General features: G+C 65.9%; 18 protein-coding genes. 6 read left to right on the forward strand and 12 right to left on the reverse strand.

The genetic code is table 11. The features are described 5' to 3' along the window. Positions 1-148: 148 nt before the first annotated feature. Positions 149-4,114: an RHS repeat-associated core domain-containing protein gene (locus tag GM676_RS08180; RefSeq protein WP_170304256.1), complete on the reverse strand. Its 3,966-nt coding sequence runs from the start codon at positions 4,112-4,114 to the stop codon at positions 149-151. Positions 4,115-4,423: 309 nt separating this feature from the next. Then, positions 4,424-4,753, reverse strand: a complete 330-nt coding sequence (bufA1, locus tag GM676_RS08185) for a BufA1 family periplasmic bufferin-type metallophore (protein WP_155463040.1) — start codon at positions 4,751-4,753, stop codon at positions 4,424-4,426. A 224-nt stretch (positions 4,754-4,977) separates the two neighbouring features. Here bufA1 and GM676_RS08190 point away from each other — a divergent pair, with 224 nt between their 5' ends. Beyond that, complete coding sequence (locus GM676_RS08190; RefSeq protein WP_155463041.1) at positions 4,978-5,502, forward strand: hypothetical protein; 525 nt, start codon at positions 4,978-4,980, stop codon at positions 5,500-5,502. 1 nt (position 5,503) lies between these two features. Here GM676_RS08190 and GM676_RS08195 read toward each other — a convergent pair whose 3' ends face one another. Further along, positions 5,504-6,286 carry an alpha/beta fold hydrolase gene (locus GM676_RS08195; protein WP_155463042.1) on the reverse strand — a complete coding sequence of 261 codons (783 nt, stop codon included), beginning with the start codon at positions 6,284-6,286 and terminating at the stop codon, positions 5,504-5,506. A gap of 117 nt (positions 6,287-6,403) precedes the next feature. Further along, complete coding sequence (locus GM676_RS08200; RefSeq protein ID WP_155463043.1) at positions 6,404-7,909, reverse strand: DUF3369 domain-containing protein; 1,506 nt, start codon at positions 7,907-7,909, stop codon at positions 6,404-6,406. A 433-nt stretch (positions 7,910-8,342) separates the two neighbouring features. Between GM676_RS08200 and GM676_RS08205 the strand changes: the two genes are divergently transcribed. Beyond that, the gene (locus tag GM676_RS08205; protein WP_211923185.1) at positions 8,343-11,195 is read left to right on the forward strand and encodes a DUF8487 domain-containing protein; all 2,853 of its coding nucleotides are present in this window, start codon (positions 8,343-8,345) and stop codon (positions 11,193-11,195) included. A 52-nt stretch (positions 11,196-11,247) separates the two neighbouring features. Next, positions 11,248-12,000: a FadR/GntR family transcriptional regulator gene (locus tag GM676_RS08210; RefSeq protein ID WP_211923186.1), complete on the forward strand. Its 753-nt coding sequence runs from the start codon at positions 11,248-11,250 to the stop codon at positions 11,998-12,000. A 19-nt stretch (positions 12,001-12,019) separates the two neighbouring features. Here GM676_RS08210 and GM676_RS08215 read toward each other — a convergent pair whose 3' ends face one another. From GM676_RS08215 to GM676_RS08230, 4 genes are all read right to left on the reverse strand, one after another. Further along, complete coding sequence (locus GM676_RS08215; RefSeq protein ID WP_229262590.1) at positions 12,020-13,444, reverse strand: sugar porter family MFS transporter; 1,425 nt, start codon at positions 13,442-13,444, stop codon at positions 12,020-12,022. A gap of 19 nt (positions 13,445-13,463) precedes the next feature. Next, positions 13,464-14,228 (reverse strand): SDR family NAD(P)-dependent oxidoreductase, encoded by a 765-nt coding sequence (locus GM676_RS08220; RefSeq protein WP_155463044.1) that lies wholly within the window; start codon positions 14,226-14,228, stop codon positions 13,464-13,466. 133 nt (positions 14,229-14,361) lie between these two features. Further along, positions 14,362-15,354 (reverse strand): LysR substrate-binding domain-containing protein, encoded by a 993-nt coding sequence (locus tag GM676_RS08225; RefSeq protein WP_155463045.1) that lies wholly within the window; start codon positions 15,352-15,354, stop codon positions 14,362-14,364. 88 nt (positions 15,355-15,442) lie between these two features. After that, the gene (locus tag GM676_RS08230; protein WP_155463046.1) at positions 15,443-16,525 is read right to left on the reverse strand and encodes an SMP-30/gluconolactonase/LRE family protein; all 1,083 of its coding nucleotides are present in this window, start codon (positions 16,523-16,525) and stop codon (positions 15,443-15,445) included. A gap of 120 nt (positions 16,526-16,645) precedes the next feature. On the opposite strand from GM676_RS08230, the gene GM676_RS08235 reads away from it, so the two are divergent. Then, the gene (locus GM676_RS08235) at positions 16,646-19,405 is read left to right on the forward strand and encodes a TonB-dependent receptor (RefSeq protein ID WP_155463047.1); all 2,760 of its coding nucleotides are present in this window, start codon (positions 16,646-16,648) and stop codon (positions 19,403-19,405) included. 12 nt (positions 19,406-19,417) lie between these two features. On the opposite strand, the gene GM676_RS08240 is transcribed toward GM676_RS08235, so the two are convergent. After that, complete coding sequence (locus GM676_RS08240) at positions 19,418-20,485, reverse strand: PQQ-dependent sugar dehydrogenase (RefSeq protein ID WP_155463048.1); 1,068 nt, start codon at positions 20,483-20,485, stop codon at positions 19,418-19,420. 259 nt (positions 20,486-20,744) lie between these two features. Between GM676_RS08240 and GM676_RS08245 the strand changes: the two genes are divergently transcribed. After that, positions 20,745-21,236 carry a DUF3016 domain-containing protein gene (locus tag GM676_RS08245; protein ID WP_155463049.1) on the forward strand — a complete coding sequence of 164 codons (492 nt, stop codon included), beginning with the start codon at positions 20,745-20,747 and terminating at the stop codon, positions 21,234-21,236. Here the strand turns inward: GM676_RS08245 and GM676_RS08250 are convergent. After that, complete coding sequence (locus GM676_RS08250; protein ID WP_155463050.1) at positions 21,233-21,463, reverse strand: thioesterase family protein; 231 nt, start codon at positions 21,461-21,463, stop codon at positions 21,233-21,235. The genes GM676_RS08245 and GM676_RS08250 overlap by 4 nt on opposite strands. Before the next feature lie 107 nt (positions 21,464-21,570). Between GM676_RS08250 and GM676_RS08255 the strand changes: the two genes are divergently transcribed. Further along, on the forward strand, positions 21,571-22,038 hold the full coding sequence (locus tag GM676_RS08255; RefSeq protein ID WP_155463051.1) for a hypothetical protein: 468 nt from the start codon (positions 21,571-21,573) through the stop codon (positions 22,036-22,038). Here GM676_RS08255 and GM676_RS08260 read toward each other — a convergent pair. Further along, positions 22,035-22,730: a dienelactone hydrolase family protein gene (locus GM676_RS08260; RefSeq protein WP_155463052.1), complete on the reverse strand. Its 696-nt coding sequence runs from the start codon at positions 22,728-22,730 to the stop codon at positions 22,035-22,037. The two genes, GM676_RS08255 and GM676_RS08260, sit on opposite strands and share 4 nt — an antisense overlap. 42 nt (positions 22,731-22,772) lie before the next feature. Then, the gene (locus tag GM676_RS08265; protein ID WP_155463053.1) at positions 22,773-25,964 is read right to left on the reverse strand and encodes a DUF6701 domain-containing protein; all 3,192 of its coding nucleotides are present in this window, start codon (positions 25,962-25,964) and stop codon (positions 22,773-22,775) included. Positions 25,965-25,978 lie beyond the last annotated feature (14 nt).

Consider the following 25,978-nt stretch of genomic DNA (forward strand, 5'->3'; position numbering starts at 1 on the left):
GCCAACAATCCATCTGACTTATGCTGGCAGAGTTTCTTAAAATTAGTATCAAAAACGTTTGCTAAATATACGCTTCACGCCACCGCTGCCCTGCTTGCGTGACTTTTGGGGCTGAACAGTTTTTACGGCATTTGCAGATACCGAATGGTCACATACATCCTACTTCTGCTGCCCCTGGTTTTATTCCACAAACGGCATTCTCTCGATCTATTTCACTTCCTCTTTCTACCATGTCGCTAATATCCAAGTATAGTCCAAGCGTACCTAATGCCCCCAAGACTCCAGGGACACGACACATGCCCCCGGGTTTATAGGGCACACGAGGCAATTTATTTACATTAACACCACGCTCTTGAAGTATCGTAATTCGGGTATTGCCATCCCAAATTCTTCCGTCGGAACCAACTCGCAAAGGCTCTGGCGATCCTGGTTTCAAAGACTCAACTATGCTCGGCGTTGACTCTCTCGCCCAGCTCAGGTAATTGCTAGATGGGCTCTTGATTGTGCTAAGTGAGTGCATCGGTACCAACGGAGGGGGATCGCTTGCCAATCCACTTGGATCGGATAATGAAACAGGATTCCCCCCGACATATGCGTAGGTGTTGACGCCCCCCGCCAGCCCGATCGGATCGCTCTGGAGGTAACGTCCCAGCGTGGCGTCATAGTACCTGTGCCAGTTGTACCACAACCCGGACTCCGCGTCATACTGCTGGCCCGGGAAGCCGATGTTCAGGGGCACGGTGTTGAGCGTGACGACGCGGTCGAACGCGCTGTTGTTGGCGCGCCAGGCGACGTTGCCGGCGCTGTCCGACAGCGCCTCCGGACGGGCCACCTGATCGTTGTGGCTGGCGTAGAACTGCCCGCCGCGCGCGATGCCCAGCAGCTCGCCGCCCAGCCACACGTACTCGGTGGCCGACGGGCCGGTCTCGGCCAGCAACTGGCCCGACGGGCCGTACACGTAGCGCGCGGTGCCCGCCGCCGTGATTTTCTCCACCCGCAGATCGAGGGCGTTGTATTTATAGGCGCCAAGGGCCGCGCCGTTCTGCCGGAAGGCGCTGAGGCGGTTGAACAGGTCGTAGTCGTAGCCGATGGTCGACAGCGCGGCGCCGCTCTTGCGTTGTTCCGCGCTCAGGTTGCCGACGCTGTCGTAGGCGCTGAAGTTGCGGTAGCGGTCGCCGGTGGACGAGGCCCAGTATTGCAGGCGGTTGCTGGCCGTGTCGTTGGTGTAGTTGAACACACCGGCCGGTCCGGTGTGCGAGGCGCGGTTGCCCACCAAGTCCCAACTGAACGATTCGCCGCCGGCCGTGCGCGCGGCCGAGCTCACCCGGTCGGCGCTGTCGTAGCCGTAGGTGTCCGACTTGCTCGCGTCCAGGCTGTCGGCGCGGGTCTTGAGGCGGTCGGCCGGGTCGTAGCCCAGTTGCAGCTTGTGGACCGTCAGGCTGTCGATCGTGACCAGGCGCCCGTCGGTGTCCAGCGTCAGCAAGCGTGGCTTGTTGTTGCCGAAGCGCCAGGCGTAGCGCCTGCCGTTCACTGGCTGGTACTGGAACGAATCGGCGATGGTGCTCCAGGTCCCGCCCAGGCTGCTGGTCAGCTTGTTCAAGCGGCCGTAGGTGTCATACCAATAGGTCAGCTTGAGACCCGACGGGTAGGTCAGCGTCTGCGGCCGCCCGGCCGCGTCGTAGGTCCAGCCGGTCGCATAGGTTTGCCCCGTGATCACCGCGGTCTGCGTGCCCAACTGGCCCGCCGCCGTGTAGGTATAGCTGGTCTGGCCGCTGGCGTTGCTGGTCCCGGTCAGGTGGCCGACGCCATAGGTGCCCTGGTCGTAGCTCAGGGTTTCCGTGGCCGCGCCCACCGTGCGCGAGGTCAGGCGGCCGAGGCCATCCCAGGTATATTGGAGGAGGGCGCCGTTGGCGCGGTGCTCGGTCGCCATCCGGCCGGCCTGGTCGTAGGTGTAGGTGGTGGTCCCGGTGTCGGGGCTGGTCACCGTCAGCACGTCGCCGAAGGCGTTGTAGGTGTAGTTGGTCTGCACGCCACGGGCGTCGCGGATCCAGTCGCGGTTGCCGGCGGCGTCGTAGTGGAACAGCGTGGCGCTGCCCTCGGGCAGCACGGTGGCCTTGGTCAGGCGCCGCTGGGCGTCGTACTCGAAGGACTTCGCGTTGCCGTTGGCGTCGGACAGCGAGACGAGGTTGCCGTTCTTGTCGTAGCGATAGTTCCAGGCCTGGCCGTTGTTGCCGATCCTGGTGTACAGCCGGCCCAGCGAGTCGTCCTTCGCGGTGGCGACGAAACTGCCGTTCGCCACGGCGGAGGTGGCGCTGCCGGTCCAGTTGGGCGTTTGGCGGGCCGAGCTGGTGGTGGTGGTCAGCGTCGGCGCGTTGTAGGCGACGGTGGCGAAGTTGTTCGCGGCGTCGCCCACCTGCTGGAGCCGGCCGCTGGCGGTGTAGCGATAGCGGCTGGCGCTGCCGTCCGGGTACACGATGTCGGTGACCTGGCGATCACCGTTGTAGCTGTAGGTGGTGACGCGGTTCCCGGTGGGCAGATTATCGGTCGCCGACCTCAGGGTGGTGTTCAGGTTGTACGCCAGGGTATGGCTGATGCCGTTCAGGTCCACCACCGTTGCGGGCTGGCCCAGCTTGTCATGGCCGCTGAACGAGACCGACTGTCCCAGCTGGTTGGTCGTGCGGATCAAGTTGCCGAACGCGTCATACGCGGTGGTCTCGGTCTGGTTGCCGGCCGCCAGATAGTAGGTGGTGGTCTGCGTCGCCAGCAGGCCGTCCGGGTGGTAGGTGTAGGTGTAGCCGATTTTGCGCTGCTCGCCGCTGGCCAGGTCGTTGTCGGTCACGGTGTCCAGCAGGCCATAGTCCTGCACGGCTGTGTTGGTCTTATAAGTGTAGTCGATGCGCCGGAAGGTGGTGCCATTGGCGTCGCGGAATTCGGTCGAACTCAGGCGGCTGTTGGGGCCCCAGTTATTGAACTTCGTCAACGCGTTGGCCGTGCCCGCCGCCGTCGTGACGCTGATCAGCGCCTTGGTGCCGTCGAAGAAATAGTCCGTCTTGTTGCCTTCCCAGTCCAGAGTGTAGTCGATGTCTCCGTTCGCCGTATAGAACGTCGAGGCCACCGACGCCGGGCAACTGGCGGTCAGGCTGCGCGATTGCGAGGTGATGCGTTTCTCGGTGAGATAGGTGGTGTAGGTGTAACGCGTGGTCTGGCCGCGCGCGTCGGTCACATCGGTATAGTTGCCGCCATATACAAACGATTCGAATTCCTCGCGTCCGGCCAGCGCGCTGTCGATCACCCGCTTGCTGGCGTCGTACTGGTAGGTGCTGTAGCGCACGCCGTTCACCTTGATCCCGGTCAGCAACGTCGGGTCGCGGCTGTCCTCGTACATATACTCCCGGTAGTCGGCGGGCACGCCGCTCGCGGCGTCCACCGGGGCGGTAACCTTCACCAGCATGTTGTTGCCGTCGTAGGCGTATTTCCAGCTCTGTCCGTTCGGGTCGGTCACCTGCGTCACCCGGTTGTTCACCCAGTTGAACTGAAGCGATTGCCCGGCGGCGTTGGTGATCGCCCCCACTTGCCCGGCCCCGTTCCAATTGTATTGGAGCAGTATGGCGCCCGTGCCGGAGAGGAGCTTGTCAAAGCGGCCATCGGCGAAATAGCTGAACCGCTGGTTATTCTTGTACAGCGTGTATTTATTCTGGGCGACGTCGAAAGTTAAATAGCCTACGGCCGCCGGCCCCGGGTAGAGTCTGAGCCCCGGCGGATAGCCGGGCGGGGAGGTCATCTTGCTCAGGACGTGTTCCGCCCCCGTCGAGTCAATCACTGTGATCGGATCGGGGATGTCGTTGGTATAGCTGTAAAACACCAGGCTCGGCTGCTCGATACCCGACAACCAGTTGGGACCGAACAGACTGCCTGCCTTGTGTTGGCTGCGGTAGGTGCGTTCCAGCGACAATCCCGACGGCGACGTCGCCACAAAATCCGTCTCCAGCTTGAACTTCTCGCCTGTGGCGATCACCACCGGATTCGGCGTCGTGGGACTGGTTGTGGGGATGGCTTTTTTCCCGGGACATAACGGATCCGTCAGGCCGCTGTTGTTCTGTGCGTTCGGCAGCATGTTTTGAAAGGAGGGTAGCCTGATCGAGGGCAGATCCACGGGGGCGGATGGCATGGACCAACCGGGTCCCTTGTCAGGGCGATCTCCTTTGATTTCAACGCTAGGGATATCCGGTGACGGTGAGGGAGTATCGTTTTGAGCGGAGGCGCTGAGATGCGAGCTGGTTAAAGCCAGGGCGATTGCCGCGTGGCGTAGGCGTGGATGCTGAGTCATGATGGAATTTTTCATATGCCTTAACGGATTTGGTCCGGCGTGTGGGATGGTCATGTGAGGCTGGCGGCCGGACGGGCCGCCTTGCGCTTCACAGCGTCACTTCTGTGGCTTAGGCCGTTTAGTCATGACCTTCTGCCCACCTTGCTTGACGCAGCTGTCGCGCGGGACGTATGTGAACTCGCTACCATCCTTGGATTTTTTTTCGGATACCTTGCAGTCGTCCGAATCCGCGTCGGCCACGCACTCTTTGGACTTGGCGTTGGCTAACCCGAAACACTTTTCCATCTCGGCCTGGGCGCCCACTGTCAGGAAGTAGGGCACTTCCTCGGCCGGTGCCGACTGCGCCTCCTCGGATGCCGTGGCGTGGTTGATGTGCATCAGGACTAGCAGTAAAAATCCCGCTGAACTTGCCGTCTTTACAAGCATTTCCCCCTCCTCGTTTGACTTTTAAAATAACTTTAATGAAACCAGTTTCACATAATTTGGAGGCAATATTTCTATCCGATTGTCACAATCTATCTTTTATTTATTTCAACAAAGATGCCTCGGGCTGGTTCGGGGGAGGGGCGATAAGCCCAGCGCAATTGCGTTTAACGGAACGGCCGGCCGCGTCGCCTGTATCAGTTGAGCAGCCTTTCGTGAGACCCATCATGTTGTCCATATCTACATTTGCCACCGGTTCCAGCACCGACGCCTACCAGGAGTTGATGCAAAAGAAACTGGATATCGCCAAGAAGAACGCCGCGGCGACCGATGGACTGTCGCGCAAGGCGGACCAGGACCAGAAAGCCCTGGCGCGCCAGCGCGTGGATGAAATCAAGAAGGAAATCGAGGCGCTGAGGAAGATGCTGGCCCTGTTTGGCGGCAAGGACGCCAAGGCCCTGCTGCAACAGCTCAAGCAGCTGGCCAGCCAGCTGAAGCAGGTGTCCGGCGTGCTGCGGGCCGCGCCCGAAAACAGCGTGCCGGACACGCAAACGCCGGACGGCTACGGCGCCTACGCGGAACAGCAAGCCTCGGCCGACGCCGAGGCCGCCACAACCGTCCAGCCGGTGGCGGCGCCGTTTGACGCCCAGCGCGCCGAGGACGAGAAACAACTGGACAGTGTCAGCCAATCCCTCAAGGGGCTGCGCGCCACGGTGGAGCGCCTGGTCCGCCAGCAGGACCACAAGGCCTGAGTTAGCGCCTGGCGCCGGCCGCCTCTTCGATCAGTTGCGCCACCTCGGCTGGATGCGAGGTCATCACCACGTGCGAGGCGCCGGCGATCGCCACCGTCTTTTTCGCGTTGGCGCGCCTGGCCATGAATTCCAGCGCGGCGGCCGGGATATTCTTGTCGGCCTTGCCGTACACGAACCACGACGGAATGGTTTTCCATGCCGGCGCCGGCGCCGCCTCGTTCAGCGCGGCGTCGGTGATCGGGCGCTGGCCGGCCGCCATCAGGCGCGCCTTGGCTTCCGGCACGTCGGCGGCGAACTGGCTGTGGAACTTGGCTTGCTGGATGTACAGGTCCTTGCCGCCATCGGCCAGCGCCACCGGCGGCGCCAGGGTCGGGCCCAGCGTGCTGCCGGGGAATTTGCCGGACAGGCCGACCGCGGTTTCGCCGGCCTCCGGCGCGAACGCGGCCACGTAGACCAGCGCCTTGACGTTGCCGGCGCCGGCGGCGGCGGCGCTGATCACGGAACCGCCGTAGGAGTGGCCGACCAGCACCACCGGGCCGTTCACGCTGTTCACCACGGCGGCCACCGCGGCGGCGTCCGACTTCACGCTGCGCAGCGGGTTGGCGGCGCCGATCACGGTGTAGCCGTCCTGTTCCAGCCTGGCGGTCACGCCATCCCAGCTGGAGGAGTCGGCGAAGGCGCCGTGCACCAGCACCACGGTCGGTTTGGCGTCGGCCGCGAAGGCGGCGGGCAGGGCCAGCGCGCCGGCCATGGCGGCCGCGCCGAGAAGGGTGGAGGTTTTCATGAGGTTCCTTTGGAGGCTGTCAGAGCCGCCGATACTAGCAGGGAACCGCCGGTTTTTTCGCTGCCTCAGCCTTCAGACGGAGGCCGGACTTACCTGTTCGCCTTAGGTGGCGCGGACTTAATCCGGCAAGCGTTCGTTGATGGCCAGCGCCTGGTCGATGTGCTTGATCAGCAGGTCGACATACACCGGATCGAGGTGGTGGCCCGAGACTTCGCGCAGATGGTCGACCACCTTCTCGATCGGCCACGCCTCCTTGTAGCAACGCTTGTGCATCAGCGCGTCGAACACGTCGGCCACGGCGACGATGCGGGCGTACTTGTGGATGTGCTCGCCCTTCAAGCCTTGCGGATAACCGCTGCCGTCGTATTTCTCGTGGTGCTGGTGGGCGATCACGGCGGCCGCCTTCAGGATCGGGCGCTGCGAGCCGTCCAGGATGGACAGGCCCACCGCCGGGTGCTGCTTCATGATTTCCCATTCGGCCGCGTCGAGCTTGCCCGGCTTGAGCAGCACCGCGTCCGGGGTGGCGATCTTGCCGATGTCGTGCATCGGCGCGGCGTGGCGCAGCACCGCCACCTCGTCCTCCGGCAGGCCGGCCGCCTGCGCCAGCAGGTGGCACACTTCCGACATGCGGCGCACGTGGTTGCCGGCCTCGTTGGAGCGCGACTCGACCACGTCGCCGAGGCGCAGGATCAGCTCGGCCTGGGTGTCGGTGATTTCCTGGTTCAGCAGGATGTTGTCGAAGGCGATGGCGACGCCGGAGCAGAACACTTCCAGCAGCTTGGTGTCGATCTCCGAGATTTCCTCCACGCCCTTCAAGACCAGCAGCGAGGCCTTGCCGCTGTTGTTGGGGAAATAGCCGATGTAGGTGTCGCCCTCCACGCGCGAGATCTTGTTGCTCTTGGCGGCGTCCAGCTGGGCCAGCACTTGCGGGGTCAGCAGGCTGCCTTCCTCGTCGCCGATCTGGGCCAGGATTTCGTACTCGTTCTCGCCGCTGATGGCGGTGGCGCCGCGCAGGCGCAGCAGCATGCTGTGTTCCAGGCGCAGCAGCGCCACCACCTGTTGCAGCAGGCCGTTGGCGAAGTCCTTCAGGTTGCGTTGCTGGAAGATGTGGGCCGAGGCGGCGATCACGCGCTCCAGGCCCTCGCGGTAATTGACTTGCGCGCGGTGCGCCTCCTCCACCTTCATGATGTCGCGGTAGGCGCGCAGGGCGGCGAAGGTGGTGGTGAACAGCTTGGTGCGGTCGAGCTCGGTCTTTTCCTTGTAATCGTTGATGTCGTAATTGACGATCACGCGTTCCTCCGGCGCCTGGCCGGGCTGGCCGGTGCGCAGCACGATGCGGGTGAACTGATTGTCGAGGTCTTCGCGCATCCAGCGCGCCACTTCCAGGCCGCTGTCTTCCTTTTCCATCACCACGTCGAGGAACACCAGGGCGATGTCGGTCTCGCGCGCCAGCACTTCCTTGGCTTCGGCGCCGCTGTAGGCGTGCAGGAAGGTCAGGGCGCGGCCGTCGAGGCGGAAGCGGCTCAGGGTCAGCTTGGTGATGTCATGAATGTCCGGTTCGTCGTCGACCAACAGAACTTTCCACGGCGCTAACTTGGGCGAAGCAGAGGACAAAAAAGACATATGAACAAGTTCCGCAAAATGACGCGACTGAGTGAATTTTCCGATTGTAGTCCGACCCCAAGCCATTAACAACAGGCAATAAATATTCCCGTTGTTCCGCACAACACTCGCTTGAATTTATTGTACGCCGCAGTGCTGAGCGACGGCGCGGCGTTAGTTTCCTGTAACGCCAATGTGCGAACACAACAATACTTCGTTTTTGGCAATATTGCTATTGAAAAAGAAAGGTTTTTGTAAATTCGATACGTACCATGCTATTCCGTGCGAAAGCCATGTCGAATCTGCATGGGGCCCGGCGGTCGTTCCTTTTTTCTGAAATATATAATACTTTTTAGCGCGGGATCGCGTGGCCTTTCACTGTTGGAGACCAGTTTTCAGGCCGTTTTTCGCGGGGTTCCGGAGATTAAAGTATGTCAATATCAGAGGATGCCGTATGCCGATTAGTAAAACAAACTGCGACCGGAGCGGACGTCGCACCTTCCTGAAAACCTTGTCCAGCGGCGCGTTGATGGCGCTGGCGCCGGTGGCCGGCCACGCCGCGCCGGCGGGCGGCGAGCGCACGCGCATGGAGGGCGACTGGGCCGTTAGCCTGGACCGCGCCGACCGTGGCATGATGGAAGGCTGGTTCACGCGCCCGTTGGCCGCGGCCGTGCCGGTACGCGGTTCGCTGCCGGCGCAGCCGCTGGGCGACGCCATCACGGTGGATACCCAGTGGACCGCCAAGCTGTTCAACCGCCAATTCTTCATCGCGCCGGAATATGCCGCCTACCGCGCGCCGGGCAAGGTGAAAGTGCCGTTTTTCCTGCAACCGGACACCCACTATGTCGGGCCCGCATGGTTCCAGCGCGAGATCGTCATTCCGCGCCACTGGGACGGCAAGCACGCGGTGGTCTCGCTGGAACGCCCGCACTGGGAAACCCGGGCCTGGATCGATGGCCGCTACCTCGGCCGCGACGACAGCCTGCACACGCCGCACGTCTACGACCTCGGCCAGCTCAGTCCGGGCAAGCACCTGCTGACGGTGCGGGTGGATAACCGCCTGATCGTCGACATCGGCTCGGATGCGCATGGCGTCAGCGACCATACCCAGGGCAACTGGAACGGCATTATCGGCAACATCGAACTGTCGGCGCGCCAACCGGTGTGGATCGAGGACTTGCAGGCCTACCCGGATATCCACACCCGCAGCGTCACGCTCAAGGGCGTGATCGGCAACGCCTCCACGCGCGCCGGCAGCGGCCGGGTGCGGCTTGCCGGCGGCGGCACTGTGCGGCAGGTCGATGTCAGCTGGCAGCCCGAGGGCGGCAGCTTCGAGGCCATCGTGCCCTACCCGGCCGACGCCGGGCTCTGGGACGAGTTTTCGCCCACGCTGCACGTGGTGGCGGTGCGGCTGGATGACGGCCCCGAGGTCGCGGTGCGCTTCGGCTTCCGCGAACTGAAGACCAGCGGCACCCAGTTCCTGTTGAATGGCCGCCCGCTGTTCCTGCGCGGCACGCTGGAATGCTGCATCTTCCCGCTGACCGGCCATCCGCCGACCGATATCGCGGAATGGCGCCGCATCCTGACCATCGCCCGCGCGTTCGGCCTGAACCACCTGCGTTTCCATTCCTACTGCCCGCCCCAGGCCGCGTTCGACGCCGCCGACGAGATGGGCTTTTACTACCAGATCGAGCTGTGCTGGGCCAACGGCTCCACCACCATCGGCGACGGCAAGCCGGTCGATGCCTGGTCGATGACCGAGGCGGCGCGCGTGCTGAAAGCCTACGGCAATCATCCGAGCTTCATGCTGATGCCGCAGGGGAACGAGCCGGGCGGCAAGAACCATCCGGCCTATCTGGCCAACTTCGTGCGTCATTTCGCGCAACGCGATGCGCGGCGGCTGTGGACCTCCGGCGCCGGTTGGCCGGAACTGGCGGAAAACCAGTACCACATCCTGCAACAGCCGCGCATCCAGCAGTGGGGCGAGGAATTGAAGTCGCGCGTCAACGGCCGTCCGCCCGAGACCATGATCGATTACCGCGGCTTCATCGGCGAGCGCAAGGTGCCGGTGGTCAGCCACGAGATTGGCCAGTGGTGCGTGTATCCGGACCTGCGCGAGCGCGCCCAGTACAGCGGCCACCTGAAGGCCAAGAACTTCGATATCTTCGAGGACCGTCTGCGCGCCAGCGGCCTGGCAGCGCTGGCGCCGGCCTTCCTGCACGCGTCGGGCCGCTTGCAGACCTTGCTGTACAAGGAGGAAATCGAGGCGGCGCTGAGGACGCCCGGCATGGGCGGCTTCCAGCTGCTGGACCTGCATGACTTCCCCGGCCAGGGCACGGCGCTGGTGGGGGTGCTCAATCCATTCTGGCGCGAGAAGGGCTATGTCGGCGCGGCCGAATTCAGCCGTTTCTGCGGCCCGACCGTGATGCTGGCGCGCCTGCCGAAACGCGTGTTCGGCAACGATGAGGCGCCGCGCGTGCAGCTGGAGGTGGCGCACAGCGGTGCGCGGCCGCTGGGGACGGCCAGCGTCTACTGGCGTCTGGAATCGGAGCAGGGCGTGCTGGAGCAGGGCGAATTCCAGCTGGCCGGCGTGCCGCAGGGCACCGGCGTGCCGCTGGGCGCCATCACGCTGCCGCTGGCGCGTGTCGAGCGCGCCGCCAAGTGCAAGCTGGTGGCCGGACTGCGCAGCCCGGACCTGGCGGCGCCGGTGGAAAACGACTGGGAACTGTGGGTCTATCCGCCGTTGCCGGCGGCCGCCGGCGCGGTGCAGGTGGTCGACAGCGTGGCGGCCGCGCTGCCGCTGCTGGCGCGCGGCGACACCGTGCTGCTGGGCCTGCCCCCGGCCAAGGTGCGCAACTTCGAGCGCCATCCGGTCAAGTTCGGTTTCTCGACGATTTTCTGGAATACCTTGTGGACCGAGGGCCAGGGACCGACCACGCTGGGCGTCCTGTGCGATCCGGCCCATCCCGCGCTGGCCGCGTTCCCCACCGACGCCCACACCAACTGGCAATGGTGGCATGTGGTGCATCGCGCCGCCGCGCTGCGTCTGGATGGCCTGCCACCGTCGCTCCAGCCGCTGGTGCGCGTGATCGACGACTGGCACACGGGCCGTTCGCTGGGCCTGGTCATCGAAGCCACGGTCGGCGCCGGCCGCCTGATTGTCTGCGGCTTTGAACTGGGCGAGCCGGCCGGCGCCGATCCGGTGTCGCGCCAACTGCGCCACAGCCTGGCGGCGTATGCCGCCTCGGCGCGCTTCGCGCCGCAAACGGCGTTGACGGCAGCCATGCTCAAGTCGCTGGTCGCCTGAACCGAATCGGTTACACTGCCGGGCTACCGGCAGCATGACCATGGGCAGGATGATGAGCGAGATACAGGACGAAAAAACCGGGACGGGCAAGCAGGACGGCGGCAATCTGACCCGCCGCATCGTCGACGTGCTCGGGCGCGCGATCGTGACCGGGCAGTTTTCGCACGCCGCCCCATTCCCGGTCGAGGCGCGCTTGTGCACCCAGTACGGCGCCAGCCGCACCGTGGTGCGCGAGGCGGTGAAGATGCTGACCGCCAAGGGCCTGCTGCGCGCGCGCCAGCGCGCCGGCACGGTGGTCGAGCCCGAGGATAGCTGGAACCTGCTCGATCCCGAGGTCTTGCGCTGGATGCTGGAACGCGAACTCTCGCTCGAGCTGTTGATCGACTTCGCCGAAGTGCGGATGGCGATCGAGCCGCGCGCGGCCGGCCTGGCGGCGCACAGCGCCACCGGGCCGCAGCGGCATGCCATCGTGACCGCCATGGAGCGCATGGCCGCCGCCGAGCGTGGCGAGGAGGATGCGCTGGAAGCCGACATCGCCTTTCATCACGCGGTGCTGGTGGCCAGCAACAACCGCTTTATCCGCCAGTTCCGCGACCTGACCGAGGCCACGCTGCGCATCAGCATCCGCCGCACCAACGCCTATGCCGGCGTGGCGCGCGCCAGCGCGGCCGACCACGCGCGCGTGGGCCAGGCCATCATCCGCGGCGAGCCGGCGCGCGCGCGCGGCCTGATGGCCGATCTGCTGCAGGGGCCGCTTGACTTGCTGCTCAGCGCGAGCGGCCGGCCCGCGCGGCCGCCGCTCTGAACCGGCCTGCGGCCAGCGCCTAGCGCCAGCCGGCCTCGATCTCCTCCAGGCTCTTGCCGCGCGTTTCCGGCAGGTGGCGGTAGACGAACACCAGGCCCAGCGCGCACAGCAGCGCATACAGCCAGAAGGTCGGGCCGGTGCCGATGCCGTGGTTAATCAGCGGGAAGGTGTAGGTCAGCAGGAAGCAGGCCGCCCACAGCGCGGTGGTGGCCACCGCCATGCAGGCGCCGCGCGCCTCGTTGGGGAAGATCTCCGACAGCGCCACCCAGGTGACCGGCGCCAGCGTCATGGCGTAGCAGGCGATCGCGCTCACCACCAGCAACAGCAGCGGCCAGCCCTGCCAGCCGGCCAGGTAGCAGGCGCCCAGCAGCAGGTAGATCACGGTCAGGCCGGCGCAGCCCAGCAGCATCAGCCGGCGCCGGCCCCAGCGCTCGACCGTGTCCAGCGCCAGCAGCGTGAACACGCAGTTGACCACGCCGGTGATGACGATGTTGAACAGGGTGTCGGACACGGCATAGCCGGCCGAGGCGAAGATTTCCTGCGCGTAGTTGAAGATCACGTTGATGCCGCACCATTGCTGCAGCACGGCCAGCACCACGCCGATCAGCAGCACGCGGCGGAAGCGCGGCTCGCGCATGACATCGTTCAGGCCGCGGCTGCCGCGGACGCCGAGCGATTGGTGGATGGCCGGCAACGCGTCGCTGGCGTAGGCGTCGCCGCCCAGCCGCCGCAGCGCGCGCATGGCGCCGTCCGGGTCGCCGCGCGCGGCCAGCCAGCGCGGGCTTTCCGGGATCAGCAGGCAGCCCACCAGGAACGCCAGCGAGGGCGCGGCGGCCGCCACGAACATCCAGCGCCAACCGGTGGTGCCGTTCCACGAGGCGGCGATGCTGGCCAGGCTGGCGCCGGCCGGCACCGGCTCGGCGATCTGCAGGTTGACGATCTGCGCGCCCAGGATGCCAACCACGATGGCGATCTGGTTCAGGCACACCATGCGGCCGCGGATCTCCGCCGGGGCGATCTCCGCGATATACACCGGCGACAGGCCGGAGGCCAGGCCGATCGCCACCCCGCCCAGCATGCGCCACAGCACGAACACGCCGATGCTGCCGGCCCAGCCGGTGCCGACCGAGGACACGGCGAAAATCAGCGCCGCGATCAGCAGGCCGCGGCGGCGTCCGAGGCGGTCGCTGATCAGGCCGGAGCCCATGGCGCCGGCCAGGCAGCCGATCAGCGCGCAGCTGATGGCCCAGGCCTGCTGGCCGGGTTCGATCAGCTGGAACCAGGCTTCGTAGAACGGCTTGGCGCCGCCGATGACGACCCAGTCGTAGCCGAACAGCAAGCCGCCCAGCGCGGACACGGCGGCGGCCAGCCACAGGGTGATGGTGGAGTGTGGCCGCAACGCCAGCGCGTCGCGGTCGGAAACGGGTTCGGTGCCATGCATCATGATGTCGTGTCCCCCGGGATTAGAGGCGGCCCATGCGGCCGCCATCGGCCACGATGTCCGCGCCGGTGATGAAGCGGGCGGCGTCGGTGCACAGGAAATGCGCCAGCGCGGCCACGTCCTCCGGCTGGCCGAGGTCGGCCGGGTCGATGCGCTCGATGCCGGCCTTGATGGTGGGGCTGGCGTGCAGCATCGGGGTGTCGATCGCGCCGGGGCAGACCGCGTTGACGCGGATGCCCAGCGGCTTGCCCTCGATCGCCGCCGAGCGGGTCAGGCTGACCAGCGCCGCCTTGGCGGCGGCGTACGGCGCCACCAGCGCGCTGGTGCGGTGCGCGTGCACCGAGGCGATGTTGACGATGGCGCTGCCGGGCCGCATCACGCGCATGGCCTGTCCGCTCAGCAGGGCGGCGCCGACCAGGTTGACGTCCAGCAGGCGCCGCCAGGTCGCGCCATCGAGTTCGGCGATCGGCCGGAAGCTCATGACGCCGGCCACGTTGACCAGCACGTCGATGGCGCCAAACGCCCGCATGGCGCGCGCGGCCGCCTGCGCCACCTGGGCGTCGTCGGCGATGTCGGCCTGCAGGAATTCGACCGCCGCCGCGCCGGCCGCGCGCAGCGCGGCGTCCAGCGCGGGATCGGGCGCGGCGGTGTCGATCAGTAACAGCGACGCGCCTTCGGCCGCGAAGGCCAGCGCGGTGGCGCGGCCGATGCCGCCGAGGGCGCCGGTGATCAGGACGCCGCGGGGCGTCCTGCTGGCCGCCGTGCTTGTGGTGTTACTTGTGGTCATGCGAGTCTCCGTGTCTGCGTGTGCCTGCGGATTCTACGCGTGTCGCGGCGCCGCCGGCCATGCTGATTCGGCTTGGCTTTTGCGCAAAAAGACATGGCTGGTGGGGGCCGCCTTGCCGTAGGCGGCGCGTCGCTCAGACGGCCGGACGGCGCCGCCGCAGCGACGGCGTGGCGGCCACCGTCTCGCGCAGGGCCATGAGCATCGCCTCCGCGCTGGGCGACAGCACATGGCCCTGGCGCGTGATGACGCCGTACACGTCCATGCTCAGGCCGAGGTCGAACGGCAGCGCCACCAGCTGCCCCGAGTCGAGCTGTTGCTGCACCAGCTCCCTGGGCAGCGCCACCACCATGTCGGTGGTGGCCAGCAGCGAGACCGCCAGCGAGGTGGACAGGGTTTCCACCGTCTCCAGCGGCGGATTCAGCCCCTCGGACAGGAACAGCGCGGTCAGGCGGTCACGCAGGATGCTGCCGGTCGGCGGCACGATCCACGACTGCTGCGCCAGCTCTTCCAGTTGCAGGCCGCTGCGGCCCGCCAGCGGATGCCCCGGCCGCACGATGATGTGGTGGACCTCGTCGGTGATCGGTTCAAAGTTGAGCAGCGGGACGCTGGCGGTGTCGAGGATGCGGCCCAGCACCAGGTCGAGCTGGCCATCGAGCAGGCGCTCGACCATCGACTTGCTGGTGCTGAAGTCGACCACCACGTTGGCGTTGACCGTGCGCGACTTGAACAGCTTGATGGCGCGCGCCAGGATGTCGGCCGCCGGCGTCAGCACGCTGCCGATGGCCACCTTGCCGCCCATGCCGGACAGCAGCAGCGACAGCTCCAGATGGGCCGCGTCCATCTCGGCCAGCGCCACGCCGGCGCGGCGTATCAGCATCTTGCCCGACCAGGTCGGTTCCACGCCGCGCGCGCGGCGCTCGAACAACTGCACCCCGAGCACGTGCTCGAGGTCGCTGATCAGGCGCGACGCCGCCGGCTGCGTCAGGCGCGCCGCCTTGGCCGCCGTGACGATGGACGCGTGCCGGCCCAGCTCCACCAGCAGGATCAAGTGCCGCATCTTCAGGTGGCTGCGCACGAAACGGACGGAGGCGGCGGTCTGCGGGTCGGTGTGGGGCGGGGTGCTCATTCAGTTCAGGTCAGCGTTGGGCGACGGATCGATTATACGCACAAGCGCGCTATCCATTGACTGGCGGAATGTTGTCCCGGCACGACAGTCAGCGCGGGCCCGGCGGGCGCGGATTGGGCTGGAAGCGCAGCTCGCGCTTGCTGTAGCGGCGGTCGTCGAAGGGCACCTCGGCCAGGCCGCGCAGCGCCGGCAGCGTCACTTCGCGCAGGCTGCCTTCGCGCGCCAGCAACAGCAGGCGCTCACCCCCCGGGCCGGCGAACGCCAGGCTGGTGGCGCTGCCGCACGCGAGCCGGGCGAGCACGCGCCGCCCTCCCCGGTGGTCGTGGCAGGCGAGCAGCGGCCCATCGTTGGCGTCGACCAGCAGGCTCCACACGCGGTCGTCGTGATCGACCAGCGCGTCGTGCACCGTCATGCCGGCGGCGGCGGGCGGGGCGAACGGACGGACCTGACCGACCGCCGCCCGTGCCGCGTCATAGTCGCACTGCCACAGCATGCCGCCGGGGGCGTCGGCGAAAAACATGCGGCTGCCGTCGCCGGTGAAGCAAATGGCGCTGGCCTGCACCACGGTCGGCAGCGCCAGCCGGCGCAAGCCGTGCTGCCGCGAGAACTGGAAGAAGCTGCCGATGGCGCGCGGCGCCGGCGCGAGGTTGCGGGTGCCGAACACAAAGTTGCCCGCGCGGTCGGTGCGGCCGCCGGCGATCACGGTGCGCTGGTCGGCGGCGTCGATCATCGCCAGGGTGCGCACGAAGGGCGCCTGACGGCGTCCGCCGGGGCGTAGTTCAGCCAGGCAGAGGCGCTTGGACATGCCGATCAGCATGCGGCCGCTGGCGCAGCAGGCGAGCAGTTGCGGCGCGTCCGGCAGCGCTTGCCGGTAGCCGTGGCCGTCCCGCTCGTGCCAGGCGTGCAGCGCGTCGCCGGCGGCGTCGGCCCACCACAGGCGGTCGCCGGCGGCGTCCCAGCGCAGGCAGTGGCACAGCCGACCCGAGGGCGGCGCGATGGTCGTGATCGGCGGCGAGGCGTGAAAGAAATCCGGATGGTCCATCGCGAGGCGGTAAAAAAAGATGGGGCGACGATAGCCCGTTTCCGCGCTGCGCTGCCATGCCATTTTGTGCGCCAGCCATGCGAAATCAGGATGGCCGCGGCGATCGGGGCAGCTATGTGGTTTTAGCATAAGTCGCGGCAGAGAAAAAATAGGTCGCGATTTTTGCGCTACGTAGAATGGTTTGCAGGCAGCGGCAAGCGCAAGCGCCGCCAGCCTGATCCTATAAGAATTATTCGGAGATGAGACAATATGAACAAGAGCAGATTGAGCAAGACCGTGCTGGCCACCGTGATCGGCGAGATGCTGATGGCGATGAGCGCCGCCGCGCAGACCGTCGAGACGCCGCCCACGCCGGACGTGACCGTGGTGGTCAGCGGCATCCGCGCCTCCCTGAGTTCCTCGCTGACCACCAAGCGCCTGCAGGACGGCGTGGTCGACGCGGTGTCGGCCGAGGACGCCGGCAAATTCCCGGACACCAATATCGCGGAATCGCTGCAGCGCGTGACCGGCGTGCAAATCCAGCGCAACAACGGCGAGGGCCGCTACATCTCGGTGCGCGGCCTGGGACCGGAATTCAACAACGTGCTGGTCAACGGCCGCACCATGACCAGCGATACCGGCGGCCGCGAGTTTTCCTTCGACCTGCTGTCCTCGGACCTGATCTCGAAGGCGCTGGTGTACAAGACGTCCCAGCCGTTCCTGCCGGAGGGCGGCATCGGCTCCACGGTGGACATCCAGACCGCGCGCCCGCTGTCGGGCAAGAGCGGCCACAACTCGGTGCTCAATGTGTCCGATTCCCACGATTCGAATTCGAAGAGGAACACGCCCAACATCAACGGCATGTATTCGTACGCCAACGAGGCGCGCACCTTCGGCGTGACCGGCTCGCTCTCGTACACGGACCGTGCCTCCAAGCAGAACAAGGCGGTCAACGACGCCTGGAACTACCTCGACGTGTCGATGATCAACGGCGACCTGAATTCCAAGGGCCTGACCATGGCCGACGTCACCACCAAAAAGCTGTACATCCCGCAGAGCTACGGCTTCCAGCAGGAGGATGAAAGCCGCAAGCGCGTGGTGGCCAACCTGACGCTGCAATACAACCCGTCGCCGGACTGGAAACTGAGCGCCGACGCCTTGTATTCGCGCCTGAACCAGAAAAATTCCGTGATCGCCGTCAGCGACTGGATCGTGCCGGTGCAACTGGGCGTGAAGTATGACAGCAACAACCAGGTCACCAGCTTCCTGCGGCCGGGTTCCATCTTCGCCGCCAACAACCCGGCGCTGGCCGGGCCGGGCAAGCTGCTGGGCGAGGCCAATTCGAACGACATGATCGTCAAGGGCGGCGACCGCTTGTCGGAGACCAAGGCCTTCGGCCTGAACTCGAAATGGAAGCTGGCGCCCGACTGGAAACTGGAGGGCGACCTGTCGACCTCGCGCACCACCTCCAGGTGGCCGGATATGTGGGTGGTGGCCGGCATGGTGCCGAAGAATGGCGACGTGCTGACCTTCGGCGCCTCGCCCAGCGTGACGTTCGGCGACGGCATCGCCGATCCGACGGCGGTGCGCGCCCACGCCGTCTCGAACGGCGACGTGCGCAACACGGACACCCTGCATGAAGGGCGCCTGAATCTGGCCTGGGCCCAGGACTGGGGCTACTTCAAGGGCATCGACAGCGGCGTCGCCCATGCGCGGCGCAAGGTGGGCCGCACCTCGTGGTATAGCGACTCGTGGAACGCCTTCAGCGGCTATCACGTCAGCCTGCCTTCGTCGCTGTTCACCGTGACGCCGATGGACAACTTCATGGGCGCGGGCGCGCAGCCGACCTCCTATCTGCGCTTCGACCCGGTGGCCTACATGACTTACCTGAACCAGCCGTCGCTGCTGGGCCAATCGAACTATCCGGACGCGTACGCCGACAAGACCAGGTACCCGAACGGGCCGATGGCGATCGATTACACCAAGCCCAACTTCTGGATCGTCGAGGAAAAAGTATCGAGCTTCTTCGTCGACTCCAAGTGGGAGGGCGGCGGCTGGTCGGCCAACGCCGGCGTGCGTGTGGTGCACGTGAATTCCGGCTCGACCGGCGCCAACCGCGTGCTGCTGTCGGCCGAGAAAAGCCCGAACGACACCACCTTCATCATGGTGTACGGCCCGCCGGCCACCACCACGGTGGGCAACAGCTACAACAGCGTACTGCCGTCGGCCAATCTGAAGATCGATTTGACCAGCGACATGCTGTTGCGCCTGGCCGCGTCCAGAACCGAGACCCGCCCCACCCTGAGCCAGATGGGCGTGGAGAACTGGTACGGCGGCCGTGCCGGCTATGTGCAGACCGGCGGCGGCAACCCATACCTGAAGCCGATGCAGTCGAAGAACCTGGACCTGTCGTACGAGTGGTATCTGTCGAAGACCAACTTTGTCGGCGCCGCCCTGTTCGTGAAGCATGTGTCCGACTTCCTCGAGACCAAGCTGGTGGACATGAAGATCCCGCAGTTCAGCGAGATCGTGCACGACACCCGCATCCGCAACGGGCAGAAGGGCAGGATCAAGGGGGTGGAGCTGTCCGGGCAGTACGCGTTCGACAAGGAGATCCCGCTGCTGAAAGGGTTTGGCGTGGCGGCCAACTACACCTACGTCGACGCCAGCGCCACCCGCGACAGCGACGCCGGCGCGCCGACCTGTGGCTATCCCGGCTTGTCGCCGCAGTCATACAACGGCTCGGTGTTCTTCGAGAACGAGAAATTCATGGCGCGCGCCAGCTACAACTGGCGCAACCATTTCTCGCTGGACTGCGGCGGCGGCAGCGCCTTGCCGCGCAACCGCGCCGCCTACGGCCAAACCGACGCCAGCCTGCGCTACAACGTCACGCCGTCGATCGCCGTGTATCTGGACGTCATCAACCTGAGCAACTCGCGCACGCATGAATATGCCAACAACGAGAGCCAGTTCCTGACGCTGGAGGACGTCGGCCGGCGCGCCAACTTCGGCCTGCGATTGGTGTTCTGACGCCGGCGCCGGCTACAGCGCCGGCACGTTCAGGATGCGGTCGTCGCCGGCGCGCGGGGTGCCGCGGCCGTCGGTGTTGTTGGTGAGAAGGTAGAGCCGGCCGTCCGGCGCCACCACCACGTCGCGCAGGCGGCCGTATTGCTTGACGTAGAACTCGGTCGCGGTGCCGGTCGCCGCCAGCGGCACCTTGCGCAGCCGCTCGCCGCGCAGGTTGGCGATGTAGATATTGTCGCCGCTGATGGCGATGCCGCTCGGGCTGGCCTCGGAGGTCGGCCATTGCTGCACCGGGTCGAGGTACTTCGCATCGCCCGCCTTGCCCTCCACCGCCGGCCAGCCATAGTTGCCGCCAGCCTTGATCAGGTTGAGTTCATCCCAGGTGTTCTCGCCAAACTCCGACGCATACAGCGCGCCGCTGCCGCTCCACGCCATGCCCTGCACGTTGCGGTGGCCGTAGCTGTAGACATAGGACCCGGCAAAGGGATTGTCGGCCGGCACGCGGCCGTCCGGCGTCATGCGCAGGATCTTGCCGGCCAGCGAACTCAGGTCCTGCGCCCGGCTGCCGGTGCCGGCGTCGCCGGTGCTGGCGTACAGCATGCCGTCCGGCCCGAAGGCGAGGCGCCCGCCGTTGTGGTTGCTGCGCGCGGGAATACCGCTCAGCAGCAGTTGCGCCGCGCCCAGGCGCGTGCCGGCGCCGCTGCCGCTGAGCGGATAGCGTTCGATGCGGTTGCCGTCGGCGGCGGTGAAGTAGGCGTACAGATAGCCGTCGCGCACCGTGATGCCCAGCAAGCCGCCTTCGCCGCTGCCGCTCACGCCGGCAATGGTGGCGATCGGCGTCAGCGCGCCGCCCGCGCCCAGCGCCAGGATGCGCGCCGACCCGCGTTCGCTCACCAGTGCGGTGCCGCCGGAAAACGTGATCGACCACGGAATTTGCAGGCCGGTGGCCAGCACCACCGGATCGATGGACGGCGTCGGCGTCACCGGCGGCAGCGGGGTTTTCGTGATGCCGGAGTCGGCACCGCCGCCACCACCGCAGGCGGCGAGGCTGGATGCCAGCATGACAGCACAGGCGCGTTTCCACATGATGCTTCTCCCGGCGGTTCGACCTGCGCATTATGCAACCGCAGCCGGCACCCCCGCCGCACGGTACGAAAAAAAGCCCGCCGGCGCCGGCACCCTGGCGGGCTGTGCCCGGGCAGCCGCCCTTGAAAGCGGCGATTTGGGACGACAGGCTTGTGACATGCATGGCACCGCGGCGATTGGTAACAAACTTATTCAGCGCCGGCGTGGCGCGTGGAAAAGGTCTATATTGTTGGTATCCATGCTGAGGGGGGAACGTATCATGCGCCGATTGAACCACACCGTGCTGGCCGCCCTGGCGGCCCTGCTGGCTTCCAGCGCCGCCCTGGCGCAGGTGTCGGTCAGCTACACCAAACCGGACGACTACACCGACGTGCCGCGCAACGCCATCGAACGCGAGCGCACGCTCAAGGAATTCAGCGACTACTTCAAGACGCTGGACAAGAAGCTGCCGGCCGGACAGCAGCTGAAGATCGAGGTGCTGGACATCGACCTGGCCGGCCGCCTGTATCCGCGCCGCGCCGGCGACGACATCCGCATCATGAACGGCGGCGCCGACTGGCCGCATATGCACCTGAAATACACGCTGGAACAGAACGGCCAGGTGCTGCGCAGCGGCGACGAGCAGCTGTCCAATATGAACTACCAGGGCCGCCTGGGCGGCTATTTCGACAGCGATCCGCTGCGCTATGAAAAGCAGATGCTGGACGACTGGTTCAACAAATCCATCGTGCCGAAGGTGGCGCGGCGTTAATCCAGCCGGTTCACTTTCGGGAACTTGGCCAGGAACTCCGGCGGCATCGGGGTCACCTGGCCGCTCCGGTAGTTGAAGAACACGAAGCCATACTTGGCCATCGCCACCAGCTTGCCGTCGCGCGGACGGCTGATGCGGAAGATGATGTCGCCGCCGTCCTGCCCGGTCTCCTGCACCCCGTAGTCGTACAGGAAGCGCGCCCGCGCTTCCGAGATCATGGAAATCATGGAATCGTTGCCGGGGTGGTTAACGCAGCCCGCAATAGCCCTTTAGTGGTACGACCGCGGCCGCGATCCTGTGTACGATCAACGCCTCAACCCTGAAAGGATGCGCGATGATCTACGGACTTACTTACCTGGGCGTGATCCACACCCTGATCAGCCTGGTCGCGGTGGCCGCCGCGCTGACCGCCTTCGTGCGGCACAAAAACATCGACCCGGCCAGCACGCTGGGCAAGGTCTACATCTGGACCACGGTGCTGACCTGCCTCACCGGCTTCGGCATTTATCAACACGGCGGCTTCGGCAAGCCGCACGCGCTGGGCGTGATCACGCTGGTGGTGCTGGCGCTGGCGTGGCGCATCAGGTCGCCCAGGGTGGCCATCGTCAGCTACTCGCTGACGTTTCTGTTCCACATGATTCCTGCCGTGACGGAAACCACCACCCGCCTGCCGCTGGGCGCGCCGCTGCTGCCCAACGCCGAGGCGCCCGAGCTGAAGGCCATCACCGGCGTGCTGTTCCTGCTTTTCCTGGTGGGGGTGTTTTTACAGCTACGGCGCCTCGACAAACGGGCACGGACTTAGAGGTTTTCGCTCAGGAAGATCAGCGAGTGGCCGTGCGCCTCGGCGGCGGCGCGCTGGTGATACGAGCCGCGGTGATTGCAATTGAAGCCATGCTCGGCGCCGTCGTAGACGTGGATCTCGACCTGCTCGTTGCTGTCGAAGCGCTCGGCGATGCTCTTCACCGCCGCCAGCGGGATGTGGCTGTCGGCCGCGCCGAAGTGCATCAGCAGCGGCACCTTGATCTCCGGCGCGCGCTCCAGCGCGTTCTGGATGCCGCCGCCATAGTAGGCGATGGCCGCGTCCACCAGGCCGTTGGCGGCGGTGTGGTAGGACAGGCGGCCGCCGAAGCAGTAGCCGATCGAGGCGATCCTTGCCTCGCCGACCAGGCCGCGCAGCGCCTTGGCGGTGGCGCCGACGTCCTGCTGCGCCTTGGCGAAATCGGTGGCCTGCATCAGGGCGTAGGCCTGCTTCCATTCCTCGCCATCGTAGCCCAGCTCGATGCGCGCGCGCTGGCGCCAGAACAGGTCGGGGGCCAGCACCACATAGCCGTCGGCGGCGTACTGGTCGGCGACGTTGCGGATGTGCTGATTGACGCCAAAGATTTCTTGCAGCAGCACGATGCCCGGGCCCTTGCCGCCGCGCGGCAGCGACAGGTAGGCGCCGAACGTGCCGTCGCTGGTTTCAATATCGATCCACTTCGCGTTGGTTTCCATGCTGTTCCTTGGTAGGTGGTTCAGAAAACGGCCATCCTACTCTCAAAACACCTCGCGCGTGTAAATCACCGGTCCGGAGCGGTACAGGCCAAAGGTTTCACGGCCGGAAGTGCTGGGCAGGAAGGGAATCAGGTCGACGCCGCTGGTGTCGATCAGACGGATGTCGGTCGACACGACGCCGGTGACCGGCACCGGGGCGGCCAGCATGAATTTGCCGATGCCGTTGGTGACGGTCAGGACGGCGTTGGAATCGGTCAACGCGGACGGGCAGCTGTCCGTGCTCACTTTCTTCTGGCAGTTGCTGAACTTGATATAGCTGCTGACCTTGTCGATGCCGCTGCCGCTTGCCAGTGGATTGAACACATAGCCGGCCGGCAGGTAGTACTGAGCCGTGACGTTCACCGGCAGCGCCGACCTTGGCGAGCCGTAGCCGTTGGCGACCATCAGACGCCCGCTGACCACCACCAGTGGCGCCTCCACCGAGTCCGCCGCCACGGTGCGCTTGGAGCTGACGCCGTCCTCATCGGTGGCGCGCAGGTAAATGGTGGCTGGCAACACGTCCTTGTCCGGGTAGGCCTGGGCGAACTTGAAGGCTGGCAGGTTGGCGCTGTCGCCCGGTGCCGGAATGGTCAGCAAGCCGATGCCGGGCACGAAACCGGTGGAGGTGTCAGTTGGGAAGGTGAAGCGCACGGCGTTGTTGCCCCTGCTCCAGGTGATGGCGTCGCTGGCGGCATTGACCGGCGTGTCGCCGCCTTTGCCGCTCATGGCGGTGATGCCGATGACCTTGGCCAGCGTGCCGAAATAGTTGGTGGTCAGCGCACCCGCCCGGTTGTAGGCCAGCACCTTCACGAAGAAGGCTTGTCTGGAGTGGACGAAGGTGTCGCCCGCCCCGGTGTATTTGCAGGGATTGATGCTGTCCCCCAGGCTGGCACAGCTCAGGTGCGTATTGGTGGCGACCTTCTTGATTTCGTCGGCGGTCATCAACGCGGTGTCAAAATGATCGGGTATGAAGCGGCTGACGAATTGGGTGCCGCTGGTCTGGAAGGCGGAGAGAGGTACACCCAGGTAGTAAGGCATGGCGGCGCTGCCGCCGTCGTCCAGCGCGGCCGTCAGCTTGAGATAGCCGACGTTGTCGAAACTGGCGCTGGTGCTGCCGATGCCGCCGTTGAAGGTCAGGGCGATCGCGTCATACCACAGGTTGCCGCTGCTGCCGGTCCCGGACGGCACCGGCACTTCCGCCGGATTGTTGATGCTGGGCGTGAACTTGACCCTGGAGGCCGTGCTCTCCTTGCCAAAGTTGGGCGTTGGATTGCCGCTGCGGTTGACGGCGGTGACGGTCAGCGTGAACGCCTCGCCGGCCCTGGCGAAGATGTCGGCCGGCGCCTTGGCCGGCACCGCCGTGCCGATGCTGGCGGCGGCGCTGACCGCCTTGATCAGGAATTTATCCGGTGCGGCGATGAAGTCGCCGCTGCCGGTGGCGCTCAAGCTCGACGTGGTGTAGGTGGCTTTCAGCCCGACCTTGCCGACATCGGCGTATTGCAGGGCGGCGCTGGCCAGGCCGTTGGCGTCAAACGTGAACGGTACGCTGACCGTGCCGCCATAGGCGTTGGCGCCGCAACTGGCGCTCTTCGCCCCGATGCCAACCTGGGCGCTGCCGCTGGCGGGATTCTGGTAGCTGCACGCCATGTCGATATTCACGGTCTGGTTGCTCACCAGCGGAATGCAGCTGGGCGCGCTGGACGAGGAGGTCAGCGCCTGGATCGTCACCAGCGCACCGGACGCCATCGAAATATGATTGCTGCCGGTGACCGTCAGGCCGGTGCCGCTGAACGTCATGTCGCAGGCCGCGCCGCTGCCGCTGCCGCTGTTGAGGCAGGTGCTGGCGTTGCTCACGCCGGTGGCGCTGGCCGACAGCGCAAAGGTGCCGGCATCCTTGCTCTGCACCGAGGCGGCGCTGTTGACGCCGCCGGTGATGGTGAAGGTCTTGCCGCCCGGTAGCAGGGTGACGTCGACGTTGCTGGTGAAATTGGGCGCGGTGCAGGCGGCGTTGGCGCATGCCGTGACGGTCACGGTCTGCGGCTGGCAGGTCAGGCCGGTGCCGCCGTGGTTGATCTGGAAGTGGTGCGGCACGGCGGGCGGCGCGGCGCCGCAGATCGGGTGGTAGTTGGAGTCGGCCCTGGTGACGCAGCTGCAACCGACCGCGCCGGGGCCGGTGCAGGTGATGGTCTTGGTGACGCTGTCGCCCCAGTCGATATAAATCGCATTCACCGCCGCGTTGCCGTTGATGACGGCGCCGCTGGCATGGGTGGTGACGTTGCGCGCGCTCAGGTCGCCGTTGATGACGGTACCCGACCCCATGTCGACATCGCCGCTGATGGTGGTGGCGCCGTTGATGGTGGCGCCCGAGGCGCGCATGGTCAGCGAGCCGGCGCCGACGGCGCCGTTGACGGTGTTGCCGCTGCCGATGTCGAGCGCGCCGGTGGCGCTGATGCTGCCGGTGACGGTGGAACTGGAGGCGTTCAGCGTGACGGTGGGCGCGCTGATGTTGCCGGTCACCGTGCTGCCCGAGGCCAGCGTGAACGAGGTGCTGGCGGTGACGTTGCCCTTGAGCGTGACCGGCGAATTGGTGGTGATGGTGGTACCGCTGATGTTGCCGCCCACGGTGACGCCTGAGCCGATGGCGATGGTGGTGTTGGCGGTGATGCTGCCGCTGATGGTGCCGGGCGAGTTGGTCTTGACCGAGCCGGCGTTGAGATTGCCGTTGATCTTGATGGCCGATCCCAGGTCGGCCAGGCCGCTCACGGTGACCGAGCCGGTGATGGTGTCGCCCGAGTTGGTGTTGATGCTGGCGGCCACCACCGAGCCGTTGATGGTGGTGCTGGAACCGAGCGTGAAGCTGCCGCCGGCCGTGAGGGTGGCGCCGCCGGTGCTGATATTGGCGGGGTTGATGCCGGACAGGTCCAGATTGCCGCTGGTTTGCAGCGCGCCCGTGCCGCTGATAGTCAGGCCCTGATTGTAGCTGGGCGCGAAGCTGGTCATCACCACCGTATAGCCGCTGGCGATCACCACCACATCGGTGGCGCCCATCGATAAGCCGCCGGTGCAGCTATAGGTGCTGCCGCTCAGCGTGCAGCTGGCGACGGCGCCGCCGTTGAAGTTGACGTTGGCCGCGCTGGCATGCGCGATCGCCATCAACATGGTCAAAACGATAAGCCACACGGATTTGAAGTTCATAGTTCACCTGAGCA

This window comes from Duganella radicis (assembly GCF_009720825.1).
Classification (GTDB): Bacteria; Pseudomonadota; Gammaproteobacteria; order Burkholderiales; family Burkholderiaceae_D; genus Rugamonas; species Rugamonas radicis.